This is a genomic window from Sphingomonas sp. SP5, assembly GCF_058313455.1.
In genome coordinates, this window is sequence record NZ_JBZFLF010000002.1 from 442,213 (window position 1) to 456,867 (window position 14,655).

Consider the following 14,655-nt stretch of genomic DNA (forward strand, 5'->3'; position numbering starts at 1 on the left):
TCCCCTTGTGGGAGAGGGAGGGAGCGGCGCAGCCGCGGAAGGGTGAGGGGGAGTTGGCATGACTCCAGCGCCGACCCATCACCTCACTGGCACGCCAGGCATTCGTCGTAATCCGTCGTCTCGCCGATCTCGAACTTCGGCGCGGCGATGGTGTTGTCGGCCTCCACGCCGCCGCTGCCGGCGAAGCCGGCGCGCTGCACCGACTTGGAGCGCAGGTAATAGAGCGACTTGATGCCGAGCTCCCATGCGCGAAAGTGGAGCATCAGCAGGTCCCATTTCTCGACGTCCGCCGGGATGAACAGGTTCAGCGACTGCGCCTGGTCGATATAGGGCGTGCGATCGCCGGCGAGTTCGAGCAGCCAGCGCTGGTCGATCTCGAAGCTGGTCTTGTAGCAGTCCTTTTCCTCTGTCGAGAGGAAGTCGAGATGCTGGACCGAACCGCCATGTTCGAGGATCGAACTCCACACCGCTTCGCTGTTCTTCGATTTCTCGACCAGCAGCTTTTCGAGATAGGGGTTCTTGACCGAGAAGCTGCCCGACAGCGTCTTGTGGGTGTAGATGTTCGCCGGGATCGGCTCGATGCACGCCGAGGTGCCGCCGCAGATGATGCTGATCGACGCGGTCGGCGCGATCGCCATCTTGCAGCTGAACCGCTCCATCACGCCGACGTCGGCGGCATCGGGGCAGGGGCCGCGCTCCACGGCGAGCTGCATCGAGGCTTCGTTCACCTGTGCGTTGATGTGCTTGAAGATGCGCAGGTTCCACGACTTGGCCATCGCTCCCTCAAAGGGCAGGCCGCGCGCCTGGAGGAAGGAGTGGAAGCCCATGACGCCCAAACCGACCGAGCGTTCGCGTGCGGCGGAATAGGCGGCGCGCTCCATGCCCGGCTCGTGGCGGTCGATGTAATCCTGCAGCACGTTGTCGAGGAAGCGCATCACGTCCTCGATGAAGACCTTGTCGTCCTTCCACTGGTCCCACGTTTCGAGGTTGAGCGAGGACAGGCAGCAGACCGCGGTGCGATCGTTGCCGAGATGGTCGCGGCCGGTCGGCAGCGTGATCTCGGAGCACAGGTTGGAGGTCGACACCTTGAGGCCGAGTTCGCGGTGATGCTTGGGCATCGTGCGATTCACATGGTCGGCGAAGACGATATAAGGCTCGCCGGTCTGCAGGCGGGTTTCAACGAGCTTCTGGAACAGCGAGCGCGCGTCGACGGTCGCCCGGACGGTCTGGTCCTTGGGGCTGAGCAGGTTCCATTCCCTGCCGTCGCGCACCGCCTCCATGAAGGCATCGGTGAGCAGCACGCCATGGTGCAGGTTCAGCGCCTTGCGGTTGAAATCGCCCGAGGGTTTGCGGATTTCGAGGAATTCCTCGATCTCGGGATGCGAGATGTCGAGGTAGCAGGCGGCCGAGCCGCGGCGCAGCGAGCCCTGCGAGATCGCGAGGGTGAGGCTGTCCATCACGCGGACGAAGGGGATGATGCCGCTGGTCTTGCCGTTGAGGCCGACGGGTTCGCCGATGCCGCGCACATTGCCCCAATAGGTGCCGATGCCGCCGCCGCGCGATGCGAGCCAGACGTTCTCGTTCCAGGTGTCGACGATGCCGTTGAGGCTGTCGGGCACCGAATTGAGATAGCAGCTGATCGGCAGGCCGCGCCCGGTGCCGCCGTTCGACAGCACCGGCGTCGCCGGCATGAACCACAGGCGCGAGATATAGTCGTACAGGCGCTGCGCATGGGCGGCATCGTCGGCATAGGCCGAGGCGACGCGGACGAAGAGGTCCTGATAGCTTTCGCCGGGCAGCAGGTAGCGATCGTTCAGCGTTTCCTTGCCGAAATCGGTGAGCAGCGCATCGCGGCTGTGATCCACCTCGACCGGATAGGGCCGGGGGTGGATCGCCTTGCTGCCGCTCGTGGCGGGTGCCTCGGCTGCGGCATCGGCGGCGGTCGCTTCGATCGTGTCGGTCATGGCCTCACCCTGCGTGTCCCTGAAATCCATCGAAACCGATCCTTTGTTCCCTAAGTGTTCGAATCGGCGGCGCATTTCCATGCTACCACCATGGCGGCCCGGCCGTGAGAACAAAATAAGCACATCGCGACGCCGCAGCGTGCCGTGCGACCCCGTCCCCAAGGAATAGGGTCTTCGTCCTCTACCAGCAATTGGGTCCGCCCCCGAACTCAACCCCTACAAATTGTGGCAAACCGCCACCGCAGGCAAGAGCTTAATGTCGGTGAGGCGATGGGGTTCCGGTAGCCGAGCGGGCGGACGGCGCCGCGCATCGCGAACGACGCGCGGACTTCTGCGGGTTTCGCAAAGTGCAAGGGAACGGGGCAGGAACAAAAATTTTTTGACCGCCGCGACTATGACCGAATAGGCCTTTTAATAGGTCAGAATTGGCTATAATACGGTATCATAATGATCCGACTTAGGTTGGTTTGCACGCGACGCTGGACGACCAGCCGAAACGTTGCGGCTCAAGTTAAAGACCGGCCGAAGAGCCGCGAAGCCATTACCAGGCAAGCGAAGGCGGACAGGGCCGCCAGTAGAGGGGAAGACAATGAGAAATAAGCATCTTTTGCTCGCAACAAGCTGTTTTGTGACGATCTGCGTCATGCCGGTTGCTGCACAGGCGCAGCAGGCAGATGCTGCCCAACACGATGGTGCAAAGGGCCAGAGCCGCAGGAATGCCGAACGTGAGAACGAACGGCTGACAGACGGTACATCATCGAACCAGGCAGAGGACAATGCCGGCGACATCGTCGTAACGGGTTCGCGCATCGTAAACCCCAATCTTGCGTCTGCTGCACCGATCCAGGCCGTATCCGCGCAAGAGATCAAGCTGAGCGGCGCGGTGAACATCGAAGATGTGCTCAACCGTCTGCCGCAAGTGGTGCCTTACAATCCCCAGGCCGACGATGAAGGCAACGGCACCGCACGTGTCAATCTGCGAAACATCGGTGGTTCAGGCGGGGCGGCTCTCGTGCTGTTGGATGGTCAGCGCCTTGGCGGCCAGGTAGCAGCCGACGTCAATTCCATTCCTCCTGCCCTGGTCGAGCGAGTCGACGTCCTCACCGGCGGTGCGGCGGCGGTCTACGGGCCTGACGCGTTGACAGGTGTCGTCAATTTCGTTCTCAAGAAAAATTTCCAAGGCGTCCAGGTCGATGCCAATTACGGCTTCTTCAACCACTTCAACCGCCGCAACATCGTGACGGATGTCGCTCAGTCCCGGGGCTTCGCCATACCACTGGGTTGGACGAACGATGGTGCGCGCGCGACCATCAATGTCACGGCCGGAACGCGTCTGCTGGACGACCGCCTGTCGATCTCGGGCTATTTCAGTTATCGTCACACCGATAACCTGCCCTATCCGTCACGTTCGACCCAGGCGTGCCACCTGCTGCAAGCTGGCATCGATGGAGCGCTGAGTTGCGATAGCACCATCTATTCGCGATATGGATATATCTACAATCTGAATGGCGGGACCCCGCAGATCAATGCGAGGGATGGTGTAAGCCGCATCTTCCGGCCTTATCGCAACACACAGGACGCCACGACCGACCGTCAGAATCGGATGGACAGCAGTTATCAGATGCTGCGCGCCAACGAACGCTACAATGGCGGGGGGTTCCTATCGCTCAAGTTGGCCGACTGGGCTGAAGCGTACGGCAGCTACATGTACACGCGAAACACCAGTCAGGGCACATATTTGCCCGCCACGATCGGTGAGCAACTCAATGGTGCCGGCGGGTACCAGCTGAATTGCAACAACCCGCTGATCTCAGCCCAGCAGGCGCAGGTGCTATGCGGAGCACAGGCGGGTACGGCAGCGACCGTTCCGATCGACTTCGGCTATCGGTTCGCCAATTTCCCGACACGCACGATCGATTACAAGCAAATCTATAATCGTGCCACCTTGGGGGTGCGCGGCGATTTCGCTGGTGCCTGGCATTACGATGTCGGTGGCGTGTGGGCCAAATCGCTCATCAAGAGTGCAATCAATCGCAATTGGTCACCGTCCGCTGCGAACATCGCCAAGGCGCTGAACGTCGTCAATGTGAACGGCGTGCCGACCTGCGTATCGAAGGTCAACGGAACCGATCCGTCGTGCGTGCCGCTGGATATCTTCCGCGGCGATTCGAGCGATCCGGCTGCCTATCAGTACATCTTCCAATACGCGCCCAACGGCCCGACCAGGAACGTCAGCTATTTCGTCGACGTGCTGGCCAACGTCAGCGGCGATCTGGGACACTACGGTATCCGCTCGCCCTTGGCCAACGACGGCGTGCAGATCAGCCTCAGCGCCGAATTTCGTCGCGATATCGCAACGAATTTCACGAGCGCAGACTATAATACGATCATCCAGGGAACGCCCAATCCATCGTCATCGTCGCGAGGCACGCAGACAGCAAAGGAACTTGCCGCCGAGATGCAGATCCCGCTGGTTCAGGATCAAGCGTGGACCCATCTGCTCGGCTTCAGCGGCGGCTATCGTGCTTCCAACTACGACACCTCGACCAGAACCTTCTTCAGCACGTGGAAGCTGGAGGGGACCTGGGCGCCGGTGGAAGACATTCGGTTTCGCGTGGCGCGGAACTTCGCCTCGCGCGCACCCAATGTGTTCGAAGCAACCCAGAGCATCAACTTCAGCCGCAGCCTGAACTTCGTCGATCCATGCGGTCCCAATCCGGCTGGCGGCGCACCTTCGGCCAGCCGCGAAGCGTGCGCGTTGCAGCCCGGTTTCCAACCCTCGACGTACGGAACCGCCGCGCTCCTGTGCCCGACGGCCGGCTGCATCTACCGAAACGGTGCAGTGGATCCTGCGCTTGGCCCTCAGACCGCGAATACGCTGACCTATGGACTCGTGCTGACCCCACGGTTCATTCCACGCTTCAGCTTTTCGGTGGACCATTACGAAATCCGTTACACGAACCAGATCGTTGGGCTCGATCAAGACAGCATCATCGGCAATTGCATAAACTATTCGGCTCAGCCGACGGAACTCAACCGGATCTCCTGCCAGCAATTCATCCGTAACGCCAACGGAACCCTGTTCGGCAGTATCGCTAATCCCAACTCTGGCTACGTCAGCTCACTGGTTCTTAACGTGCCTAACAAGATCGGGACGACGGGGTACGATTTCCAAAGTCATTACGACCTGCCGGTCGGGGCGGCGGGTACTTTCGCGCTCGATTTCAACGGTGGTCTGGTCACCAGTGCGGGGTCCGTTACCAATCAGGCGGGAACCGTGGGCTATTTCGGCGATGGTGTCGGCAACCCGATACCGAAATGGCGCCACAACTTGCGCGCGACGCTGACTGCGCAAGATGGGGTCTTCCAGATCTCGGGCAACTGGCGATATATCTCCGCTACCCGCAGTGGCACGATCCTCAGGGGCGGGACGCAGAACACCTTTGCGCGGATCCCGGTCTACAGCTACTTCGATCTGGCAGCCAACGTTAATATCGCGAAGCGGATGACGTTAGGTGTCACCATCAACAACCTTCTCGACAAGGATCCTCCGATCATCCCGGCGCGAGGCGGCAACAACAGCTATTCGATCAACGGCTGGCAGAATTCGCCGGTGAACTTCTACGACATCTATGGGCGATACATCCAGTTTTCGGTTACGACCAAGTTCTGAGTGCAATCATATCCTGCCTCCGCAACCCACCGGGCGGAGGCAGGATTATATCGGGCCGATCAGGTTTGACAGGCGGAGCCGTCCAGGGGCGTTCGCGGAACCATTTGGTGACGATGTATTTGGTGCCGCGGATCACGGGCTTGCCCTGATGCAGCGTGTGGGGATTGGGTTTCCACTCGGCATCCACGTTGTTCCAGCACAGCATGGTGCCGGTCTGCGGCACGAAATCGTGGCCGAGATAGTGGAAGAACGTCTCGCCCCCGGCTTCGAGTTCGTTGAGGTAGATCATCGCCGTTCAGGTACGCTGGCCGCAGCGGGCGGCGTTGGTCAGCGTGTCGGGGTGCTGCGCCTCGAATAGTCTGTATGGAGCTTGAATTCCTGCCCCTCCGCATAGCGCTGCCCCTGGATCGGTTCACCGAACTGCGGCCCGACGCCGAGGAACAGCGAGATGCGCAGGTCGAGCAACTGCACCAGCGGTTCGGCGGCGTCGAAGGCGCAGGTCTCGCTGGTCCGGGCACTGGCGCCGCCCCAGGCGACGGTGGACGGGCGGCGGTTGGCATCGATCATCCCGGTCAGCAGCGCGCATTCCTCGCCGTTGAGGAAGCCGGGGGCCGATATAGGGATTGTCGATCTCGACGCCGCCGGCGAAGCGCATCGCGCGCAAGGCGGCTTCGTCGAGGCCCAGGCTGTTGATGTCGAAGGCGGCCTGGATGGTCATCGAACGTCCCTGTCGGAAGGCCGGGCATGCCGGCGGCTGACCATCGGGTAGCACGTGGTAAAGGCAGCGTTAACGCCTGTCGGCGCGGACCCGCGCGCCTCACGCCCGGCGCTGGAGACGGCCGGGGGGCTGGGCGAGGCGCTCGACGGCGAACGCCTCGTCGAAGCGCAGGCCGGCCTTGCCGTCCTTCGCCCAGGCGATCTTCGCGGCGACCATCTGGTCCTCCACAAGTTCGATCAGCACGTCGAGGCCGACCGCGTCGCCGCCGATGGCGATGCCGTCGATCATCGCGCCGCCTGCGGATATGTCGCGGATGCGCACGTCGCCCTCGTTGCGACCGACGGCGATGCGGGCGGAGCGCAGCATCTTGGTACGTGGCGCACGACTGACCTTGTGGCCGACGGGCGCGACGCGGCCACCGCCGAGCTGGGCGATCACCTCGGCGCCCGCGACGCCGCGGCCGTAGACATAGCCCTGGATGTGGCTGCAGCCGAGATCGCGGACGAGATCGATCTCGTCCTGGATCTCGACGCCCTCTGCCGTCGTCTCCATGCCGAGCGTGTCGGCGAGCGTGACGATGGCGCGGATGATCGCGGCATTGCGGTTGCCCGGCTGCGCGGCACCGCGCACGAAGCTCTGGTCGATCTTGATCTTGTCGAAGGGCGCGGTGCGCAGATAGCCGAGGCTGGAATAGCCGGTGCCGAAATCATCGAGCGCAAGGCGGACGCCGAGGCCCTTCAGCGCGCGGAACATCGTGTCGGTCGAGGTGGAGCCGTCGAGGAACACGCCTTCGGTGATCTCCAGCTCCAGCCGCTGCGGCGCGAGGCCGCTGTGCGCGAGGGCGGAGGCGACCAGCGCCGGAAAGGCGGGGTTGGCGAACTGGATGGGCGAGACGTTGACCGCGACGCGGACGTTGCCCGGCCAGCCCGCCGCCTCGTCGCAGGCGGTGCGCAGCACCCATTCGCCCATCGCTTCGATCAGGCCGCATTCCTCCGCCACCGGCACGAAGTCGGCGGGGGAGATGGTGCCGCGCGTCGGGTGATCCCAGCGCAGCAGCGCTTCATAGCCGACGATATGCGCATCGGCGGTCGACACCACCGGCTGGTAGGCGAGGGTGAAGCCGCCGTCCTGCAAGGTGGTGCGCATGTCGTCCTCCAGCGCCTTGCGGCTCTTGGCGCCGGCGAGCATCTCGTCCGAATAGAAGCGGTGGACGCCGCGGCCGTCCGCCTTGGCGGCGTAGAGCGCGAGATCGGCGTTGCGGATCAGCTCCTCGGCGTCCTCGCCGTGGTGCGGCGCGATGGCGATGCCGATCGAGCAGCCGATCGAGACGGAGACGCCGGCGATGAAATAGGGCTGCGACAGCGCGCCGATCAGTTCCTTGGCGAGCGATGCCAGCGTGTCGCGGTTGTCGAGGCCGGGGAGCAGCACCTGGAATTCGTCGCCGCCGAGGCGCCCGACGAGGCCGGCGTCGCCGACCGTGCGTTGCAGCCGCTGCGCGACCTGCTTCAGCAGCGCATCGCCCGCCTGATGGCCGAGCGTGTCGTTGACCGCCTTGAACCGGTCGAGGTCCATGAGGAACAGCGAGGCGGGGCGATAGGGGCCGGTCTGCTGCTGTTGCAGCGTCTTGTCGAGGCTGTGGCGCATGCGCTGCCGGTTGGCGAGGCCGGTGAGCCCGTCGAACAGCGCGAGGCGGGTGATCTCCGCATCCGAGCGGCGCTTTTCGGTGAGGTCGCTGCCCGAGCCGATGAAGCCCTGGAATCGGCCGAGGTCGTCGACGACCGGCCGGCCGGAGATCGACCACCAATGGTCGGGTTCGCTGTCGCCGGTCGGCTGGTCGGCGGCGCAGACCATGTAGTCGGAAAAGGAGGTGCGCGAGGACAGGTGGAAGGCGAGGGTGCGTTCGGTGCCCGGCGCGGCGCTGTCCATGCGGAAAACGTCGATCAGCGCGCGGCCGATCGGATCGCTGCCCGTCTGGCGCAGTTCGGCGGCGACCTTCGCGGAAATGTAGGAGAGGCGGCCGTGGCGATCGGCCTCCCAGAACCAGCCGGTGCCCTGGCTTTCGAATTCGGCGATCATCTTGGCGGCGAGCCGGCCTTCGCGCGCCTCGGCGGCATGGTCGTGGACGTGGCCGGCATCGATCCGCGCCAGCCGCAGCGTCGCGACGCCGAGGCAGATGAGCAGGGCCAGCGCGACGAACGAGGGAAGCGCCTGGCCGGACAGGATCGGCAGCATGGCGACGAGGCCGGCGCCGAAGCCGAGGATGGCGACGCGGACCGGATGCAGCGCCATCGCGGCGATGCCGATCGCGCCGGCGCTGGCGACGAAGCAGCCGAGTTGGACCGAGCCCATGGGCGCGCGCGTCGTGGCCCACAGCAGCGAGGACAGGCCGGCGGCGGTGCCGGCGGCGGCCAGCGCCAGGATGCGATTGCGCACGTGCGGCGGCCGTTCGCGCAACGTCTGCGCGGTGAACAGCAGGGCGGCTAGCGCCGTCGGCACCGCGGCCGCGCCGACGATCGGCGCCAGCGCGACGAAGGACAAGGCGTGCGGCGAGACGATCGTCGCGGCGACCAGCAGGATGCTGGCGATCGCCTGCGCCGCCAGAACGAACGGCCACACCGCCGCCACCGCGGCGAGCCGCACGGACTGCGTGCGCGCCTCCGCCTCGCTATGGTCGTCGCGCAATCCCAGCAGGTGCGCGAGCGATGCCGGTGGACGGCCGGTGTCCGATTGGTGGCGGGAGACGAGGTGCGGCATGGTGGAGGGCTTAGCCCGGCACTCGTTGATAAAGTTTTGCGAAAACAAGGGTGTTGCCGCCGCATTCTGAAATGCCCTGAAAAGATCCTGGGCTTCGTCCGCGCACGGCCGGCTTGGCGTGGGCGTGGCTGCGCCTTAAAGGCAGCGGCACGCAAGGAGTTCGCCCGTGTCGACCGTCACCATCCGCCCCGCCGACCTGATCGAGAGCGTCGCCGACGCACTGCAGTTCATCAGTTACTATCATCCGATGGATTACATCCGCGCGCTCGGCGAGGCGTATGACGCGGAGCAGAGCCCGGCGGCCAAGGACGCGATCGCGCAGATCCTGACCAACAGCCGCATGTGCGCCGAGGGGCATCGGCCGATCTGCCAGGATACCGGCATCGTCACCGTGTTCGTGAAATGGGGGCAGGATTGCCGGCTGGAGGGCGACCAGAGCCTGCAGGCGGTGGTCGACGAGGGCGTGCGCCGGGCCTATCTGTACCCCGACAACAAGCTGCGCGCCTCGATCCTCGCCGACCCTGCGTTCACCCGCCGCAACACCCGCGACAACACGCCGTCCGTGCTCCACGTCGAGATGGTGCCGGGAACCAAAGTGTCGGTGGATGTCGCGGCCAAGGGCGGCGGCAGCGAGAACAAGTCCAAGTTCAAGATGATGAACCCCAGCGACAGCATCGTCGACTGGGTGCTGGAGATGCTGCCGCAGATGGGCGCGGGCTGGTGCCCGCCGGGCATGCTGGGCATCGGCATCGGCGGCACCGCCGAAAAGGCGATGCTGCTCGCCAAGGAATCGCTGATGGGCGCGATCGACATGGGGCAGCTGAAGGCGCGGGGGCCGCGCAATGACCTGGAGGCGCTGCGCATCGAGCTGTTCGACAAGGTCAATGCGCTCGGCATCGGCGCGCAGGGGCTGGGTGGCCTCTCGACGATCCTCGACGTCAAGATCCTCGACTGGCCGACGCATGCCGCCTCCAAGCCCGTCGCGATGATCCCCAATTGCGCTGCCACGCGCCACGCGCACTTCACGCTCGACGGCAGCGGCCCGTCGTACCTGGAGACGCCGAACCTCGCCGACTGGCCCAAGGTCGACTGGCAGCCGGACAGCGCGGCGATCCGCGTCGACCTCGATACGCTGACGCCGGAGGTGGTAGCGACGTGGAAGCATGGCGACCGGCTGTTGCTCAACGGCAAGATGCTGACCGGCCGCGACGCCGCGCACAAGCGGATCGCCGACATGCTCGCCCGCGGCGAGACGCTGCCGGTCGAGTTCGCCGGCCGCGTGATCTACTACGTCGGCCCGGTCGATCCGGTCGGCGAGGAGGTGGTCGGCCCCGCCGGCCCGACGACGGCGACGCGGATGGACAAGTTCACGCGGATGATGCTGGAACAGGGGCTGCTCGCGATGGTCGGCAAGGCGGAGCGCGGCCCGGCGGCGACCGAGGCGATCCTCGACCATCAATCGGCCTATCTGATGGCGGTCGGCGGCGCAGCCTATCTGGTCGCGCGGGCGATCAAGGGCAGCAAGGTCGTCGGCTTCGAGGACCTGGGCATGGAGGCGATCTACGAATTCGAGGTCAGCGATTTCCCGGTGACCGTGGCGGTGGATAGCGAAGGGCAGAACGTCCACCAGCTGGCGCCGCTGGTCTGGCGCGAGAAGATCGCGCGCGAGGGGCTGCTGACGCCGGCGTAGGGGGGGCGTCGCCGGTTGAGGGAGCGGGACGCGCGGCCATTTGCGGCCGTCATTGCGAGTGCAGCGACGCAATCCAGAGTTGGATCAGGACGCCCTGGATTGCTTCGCTGCGCTCGCAATGACGGAACACCCCTCGTCATATCACCGCGCGAGGCGGCACCCCAGAAATGAGAAGAGGCTGCCGGGCGCCTCCCGGCGACCCGACAGCCCCTAAACATGGTCAGCGGCCGGAGAGCTCCAGCCCGGAAAACCATGAGGCCTCTAACAACCCTCGTGATGCCGTTGATTGGGGGAGGATACCCCCCGGCACCCATCAGCAGGCGTTAGAAGCGGGTCCCCCGAACGAACTGAACCGACCCCACTGCTGAACCATGAGACATCGGATCACCTCCTTTCGCTTGTTGATAGCCAAGTGACCGGTAGCCCGGCCACGGGTGCAATGTGCGCACGGCAGACGTGACATGCAAGACTTGTAATGCCGGACATTTTGGCCGAGCATCCCGCGCCGTCGCCGCGGGGCGGGACTCAGCCGCGACAATCCTCCGTCACCCGCTCCACCTCCGCCCAGGCGGGAACGACCAGCGTCGGCGCGCCCGGCTGCTGCACGACGAAATGGCCGCGGCTGAAGCCAATCGCATCGAGCAGGCGGTCGTACGGCGCGAGCGCCACCGCGACATAGGGCGGGGTGCCGCCGGTCGGCTGTACGGCGAGCGTGCGGGTGGTGCTGGTGGTCAGGATGGTGAGCGGTGCAGTCCCGGTGCCGGCGACCGACAGGTAAAGGCGGCGTGCGGCCGGATCGCAGCGCAGCGTCAGGCGGGCATCGCTGCCGGCGACACCGAACAGCGCGATGCTGCCGGATCCGTCGCGGCGCCAGGTCCAGTTTCCCGGCGTCAGCGGCCAGTCGCGCCAGTCGCTGCTGCGCGGTGCCGCGGTCGGCGTCGGCGGCGGTGCGGGCAGGGCCACCGGGGAGGGCACGGGGGCAGGCGGAACGCTCTGCGGCACGCAGGCGGCGACGGCGGCGAACAGCGGAGCGAGCAGAACGGGGGCGAAATTACGGCGCATGGCGCGGGCTTATGGGCGATGGGGGCAGGGGCCTCAACCCACGCAGGAATGGAACCGGCGTGGGCGCCGGGCGGTTCACCGGCATCAATCAGGAGCATCCGATGTCGACCGACCCGCAGACCCCCACCACGCAGCTGCTCGTGCAGTCCAATGTGGCCCATTCGCTGAAGGTCGAGAGTCGCGACGGCGACCAGGTGGGGTCGGTCTATGCGCTGATGGTGCACAAGGGGTCGGGTCGTACGACGCATGCGGTGCTGAGCCTTGGCGGCTTCCTGGGCATGGGCAAGAGCTTCTACCCCCTGCCGTTCGAGCTACTGCAGTTCGACCCGGTACGCGACCTGTACGTGGTGACGATCGATCGCCGCATGCTGGAGGGCGGGCCGAGCTGGGCGAACAATGCGCCGGTGTTCGACCAGGCCTATGCCGACCGCGTGGCGAGCTACTACGGCGTGGGCCGCGAGGATCTGAGCGCGGGTTGAGGCGCGGGAGCGGCCGGGGTCAACGCCCCCGGCCACCGCCCATGCGCATCTTTTGCTGCTTGCCGTAGCGAGTCTTGCGGGTGCCCGGCTTGCCTTCGTTGCTGCGGCCCATGATCGGCGCCTTCTGCTCGGCGGGCGGCAGACCCAGTTCCTCGTTTTCCAGCTGGCGGATCTCGTCGCGCAGCCGGCCGGCTTCCTCGAACTCGAGGTCGCTCGCCGCCTTGCGCATCCGCTTTTCGAGATCCTCGATATAAGCGCGCAGATTGTGCCCGACCATGTGCGGGCGATCCTCGTCGATCGGGATGGTGACCTGATCGCCCTGGCTGACATGGGCGATGATGTCGCCGATCTGGCGGCGGATCGTCTGCGGCGTGATGCCGTGTTCGGCGTTATACGCCTCCTGCTTTTCGCGGCGGCGCTGCGTCTCGTTCATCGCCCGCTCCATCGAGCCGGTGATACGGTCGGCGTAGAGGATCACGCGCCCGTCGACGTTGCGCGCGGCGCGGCCGATGGTCTGGATCAGCGAGGTTTCGGAGCGCAGGAAACCCTCCTTGTCCGCATCGAGGATCGCGACCAGCCCGCATTCGGGAATGTCGAGGCCTTCGCGCAGCAGGTTGATGCCGATCAGCACGTCGTAGACGCCGAGGCGAAGGTCGCGGATCAGCTCGATACGTTCCAGCGTCTCGACGTCGGAATGCATGTAGCGGACCTTGATCCCCGCCTCGTGCATATATTCGGTGAGGTCTTCGCTCATCCGCTTGGTGAGCGTCGTCACCAGCGTGCGATAGCCCTTGGCGGTGGTCGCCCTGCACTCCTGGATGAGGTCCTGCACCTGTTCCTCGACCGGCTTGATCTCGACCGGCGGGTCGATCAGGCCGGTGGGGCGGATAACCTGTTCGGCGAAGACGCCGCCGGTCTGCTCCATCTCCCAGCCGCCCGGCGTCGCCGAGACGCTGACCGTCTGGGGGCGCATCGCGTCCCATTCGTTGAAGCGCAGCGGACGGTTGTCGATGCACGAGGGCAGGCGGAAACCATATTCGGCGAGCGTGATCTTGCGACGATGGTCGCCGCGCGCCATCGCGCCGATCTGCGGCACCGTCTGGTGGCTTTCGTCGACGAACAATACGGCGTTTTCCGGCAGATATTCGAACAGCGTCGGCGGCGGCTCGCCGGGCAGGCGGCCGGTGAGGAAGCGGCTGTAATTCTCGATCCCCGCGCAGCTGCCGGTTGCGGCGATCATTTCGAGGTCGAAATTGGTGCGCTGTTCGAGCCGCTGCGCCTCGAGCAACTTGCCTTCGCCGACCAGTTCCTTCAGCCGCTCGGCAAGCTCGTGCTTGATCGCCTCGCCCGCCTGCTTGAGCGTCGGGCCGGGGGTGACATAGTGGCTGTTGGCGTAGATGCGCACCGAGTTGAGGCTCGCGACCTTCTTGCCGGTCAGCGGGTCGAATTCGGTGATCTCTTCGATATCGTCGCCGAAGAAGCTGATCCGCCAGGCGCTGTCCTCATAGTGCGAGGGAAAGATTTCGAGCGTGTCGCCCTTCACGCGGAAGTTGCCGCGGGCGAAGGCGGCGTCGTTGCGCTTGTATTGCAGCGCGACGAGCTTCCGCACGATCTCGCGTTGGTCGACCGTCGTGCCCTTCTTGAGGTCGAAGATCATCGCCGAATAGGTTTCGACCGAGCCGATGCCATAGAGGCACGATACCGAGGCGACGATGATGACGTCGTCGCGCTCCAGCAGCGAACGGGTGGCCGAATGGCGCATCCGGTCGATCGATTCGTTGGTCGAGGATTCCTTTTCGATATAGGTGTCGGACCGCGGCACGTACGCCTCGGGCTGATAGTAATCGTAATAGCTGACGAAATATTCGACCGCGTTTTCGGGGAAGAAGCTCTTGAACTCGCCGTAGAGCTGCGCCGCGAGGATCTTGTTGGGGGCGAGGATCAGCGCAGGCCGCTGCAATTCCTCGATGCACTTGGCCATGGTGAAGGTCTTGCCCGATCCGGTGACGCCGAGCAGCACCTGGTCCTTTTCACCCGCCCGCGCGGTCGCGACCAGTTCGCGGATCGCGGTCGGCTGATCGCCCGAGGGCTGGTATTCGCTGACCAGCTTGAACGGGCGGCCGCCCTCCACCTTGTCGGGGCGGGCGGGGCGGTGCGGGACGAAGCTTTCGCCGGTTTCCGGTTCGGCGAGGCTGGTGCGGATCTGGATGGCCATATCGGGAACGGATATGGGGGAGCGGCGCCGTATCGGCAATGAGGGGGCAATGCGGGAATGGGGCGAGCAAGCTTTGCTTTGGTTGACCCCGGGGCTCGCG

10 protein-coding genes are annotated in these 14,655 nt (G+C 65.0%); 4 read left to right on the forward strand and 6 right to left on the reverse strand.

The genetic code is table 11. The features are described from left to right. Window positions 1–83 precede the first annotated feature (83 nt). Window positions 84–1,994, reverse strand: coding sequence for a ribonucleoside-diphosphate reductase subunit alpha (locus AC4GY7_RS05975; RefSeq protein ID WP_443584640.1), 1,911 nt, complete (start codon window positions 1,992–1,994; stop codon window positions 84–86). 559 nt (window positions 1,995–2,553) lie between these two features. Between AC4GY7_RS05975 and AC4GY7_RS05980 the strand changes: the two genes are divergently transcribed. Then, window positions 2,554–5,637, forward strand: a complete 3,084-nt coding sequence (locus AC4GY7_RS05980; RefSeq protein ID WP_491112483.1) for a TonB-dependent receptor plug domain-containing protein — start codon at window positions 2,554–2,556, stop codon at window positions 5,635–5,637. Here AC4GY7_RS05980 and AC4GY7_RS05985 read toward each other — a convergent pair. Together AC4GY7_RS05985 and AC4GY7_RS05990 are read right to left on the reverse strand one after the other, a co-directional pair. Continuing rightward, entirely contained in the window at window positions 5,621–5,926 is a 306-nt protein-coding gene (locus tag AC4GY7_RS05985; protein WP_491112485.1) for a 2OG-Fe(II) oxygenase, read from the reverse strand. The genes AC4GY7_RS05980 and AC4GY7_RS05985 overlap by 17 nt on opposite strands. 38 nt (window positions 5,927–5,964) lie before the next feature. Beyond that, on the reverse strand, window positions 5,965–6,204 hold the full coding sequence (locus AC4GY7_RS05990) for a hypothetical protein (RefSeq protein ID WP_491112486.1): 240 nt from the start codon (window positions 6,202–6,204) through the stop codon (window positions 5,965–5,967). Between AC4GY7_RS05990 and AC4GY7_RS05995 the strand changes: the two genes are divergently transcribed. Further along, window positions 6,191–6,406 carry a hypothetical protein gene (locus tag AC4GY7_RS05995; RefSeq protein ID WP_491112487.1) on the forward strand — a complete coding sequence of 72 codons (216 nt, stop codon included), beginning with the start codon at window positions 6,191–6,193 and terminating at the stop codon, window positions 6,404–6,406. The two genes, AC4GY7_RS05990 and AC4GY7_RS05995, sit on opposite strands and share 14 nt — an antisense overlap. Window positions 6,407–6,454: 48 nt before the next feature. Here the strand turns inward: AC4GY7_RS05995 and AC4GY7_RS06000 are convergent, their stop codons facing one another. Continuing rightward, a complete protein-coding gene (locus AC4GY7_RS06000; protein WP_491112488.1) occupies window positions 6,455–9,109 on the reverse strand; it encodes an EAL domain-containing protein in 2,655 nt (884 codons plus the stop codon). A 166-nt stretch (window positions 9,110–9,275) separates the two neighbouring features. Here AC4GY7_RS06000 and AC4GY7_RS06005 point away from each other — a divergent pair, with 166 nt between their 5' ends. Beyond that, window positions 9,276–10,799 (forward strand): fumarate hydratase, encoded by a 1,524-nt coding sequence (locus AC4GY7_RS06005; protein WP_491112490.1) that lies wholly within the window; start codon window positions 9,276–9,278, stop codon window positions 10,797–10,799. A 525-nt stretch (window positions 10,800–11,324) separates the two neighbouring features. Here the strand turns inward: AC4GY7_RS06005 and AC4GY7_RS06010 are convergent. Further along, entirely contained in the window at window positions 11,325–11,861 is a 537-nt protein-coding gene (locus AC4GY7_RS06010) for a hypothetical protein (RefSeq protein WP_491112491.1), read from the reverse strand. Window positions 11,862–11,962: 101 nt separating this feature from the next. Here AC4GY7_RS06010 and AC4GY7_RS06015 point away from each other — a divergent pair, with 101 nt between their 5' ends. After that, window positions 11,963–12,340 carry a PRC-barrel domain-containing protein gene (locus tag AC4GY7_RS06015; protein WP_491112812.1) on the forward strand — a complete coding sequence of 126 codons (378 nt, stop codon included), beginning with the start codon at window positions 11,963–11,965 and terminating at the stop codon, window positions 12,338–12,340. 19 nt (window positions 12,341–12,359) lie between these two features. On the opposite strand, the gene uvrB is transcribed toward AC4GY7_RS06015, so the two are convergent. After that, window positions 12,360–14,555 carry an excinuclease ABC subunit UvrB gene (uvrB, locus tag AC4GY7_RS06020; protein WP_491112492.1) on the reverse strand — a complete coding sequence of 732 codons (2,196 nt, stop codon included), beginning with the start codon at window positions 14,553–14,555 and terminating at the stop codon, window positions 12,360–12,362. Window positions 14,556–14,655 lie beyond the last annotated feature (100 nt).

Coding starts and splice junctions, on each gene's coding strand:
- AC4GY7_RS05980 (WP_491112483.1), top strand. CDS start 2,554: ATGAGAAATAAGCATCTTTTGCTCGCAACAAGCTGTTTTGTGACGATC.
- uvrB (WP_491112492.1), bottom strand. CDS start 14,555: ATGGCCATCCAGATCCGCACCAGCCTCGCCGAACCGGAAACCGGCGAA.
- AC4GY7_RS05975 (WP_443584640.1), bottom strand. CDS start 1,994: ATGGATTTCAGGGACACGCAGGGTGAGGCCATGACCGACACGATCGAA.
- AC4GY7_RS05985 (WP_491112485.1), bottom strand. CDS start 5,926: ATGATCTACCTCAACGAACTCGAAGCCGGGGGCGAGACGTTCTTCCAC.
- AC4GY7_RS06015 (WP_491112812.1), top strand. CDS start 11,963: ATGTCGACCGACCCGCAGACCCCCACCACGCAGCTGCTCGTGCAGTCC.
- AC4GY7_RS06000 (WP_491112488.1), bottom strand. CDS start 9,109: ATGCCGCACCTCGTCTCCCGCCACCAATCGGACACCGGCCGTCCACCG.
- AC4GY7_RS05990 (WP_491112486.1), bottom strand. CDS start 6,204: ATGATCGATGCCAACCGCCGCCCGTCCACCGTCGCCTGGGGCGGCGCC.
- AC4GY7_RS06010 (WP_491112491.1), bottom strand. CDS start 11,861: ATGCGCCGTAATTTCGCCCCCGTTCTGCTCGCTCCGCTGTTCGCCGCC.